This is a genomic window from Bacillus sp. J41TS8 (assembly GCF_018333035.1).
GTDB lineage: Bacteria > Bacillota > Bacilli > Bacillales > Bacillaceae > Bacillus > Bacillus paralicheniformis.
Genome location: NZ_BORF01000045.1, coordinates 1 through 588, shown reverse-complemented (window position 1 = coordinate 588; position 588 = coordinate 1). Strand labels below are relative to the sequence as shown.

1 protein-coding gene is annotated in these 588 nt (G+C 39.1%); it reads left to right on the top strand.

The genetic code is table 11. The features are described 5' to 3' along the window. Positions 1–62 precede the first annotated feature (62 nt). Positions 63–588: transposase (locus KI350_RS22755; RefSeq protein ID WP_142396720.1), on the top strand; the 526-nt coding region annotated here is incomplete at its 3' end.

The window sequence follows — 588 nt, the reverse complement described above, 5'->3', positions numbered from 1 at the left end:
GCTTGATCGACAAGCTTTTTTTGTTAAAATGTGAGTGAAATCTAGTTTTTGGAGGTTTTTCCATGTTGTCTAAGCACTCTAAAGATCAGCGCGAACAGCTTGAAGTCTTTGCCTTAAGTGAACTTGTTCCGGAAGATCATCTGGTCAGGAAAATAGAAGAAGCTATGGATTTTTCATTTATTTATGAAAAAGTTGATCCCCTTTATTCTTCCAAAGGACGTCCAAGTATTGATCCTGTTGTATTGATCAAAATGGTTCTGATTCAGTACGTGTTTGGCCATCGCTCGATGCGCGAAACCATTAAGCGGATCGAAACCGATGTCGCTTATCGCTGGTTTATTGGATATGGCTTCTCTGAAAAAATCCCTCATTTTTCAACCTTCAGTAAAAACTATGAGCGCCGTTTTCATGATACGGATTTATTTGAAACAATCTTCTATAAAATCTTGCGTCAGGCCATAGATCTTGGTCTTGTCGACCCGTCGGTCGCCTTTATCGATGGAACCCATGTCAAAGCCAATGCGAATAAGAAAAAGTTTGTGAAGAAGATTGTGAGAAAAGAAACAAGAGCTTATCAGGAACAATTAG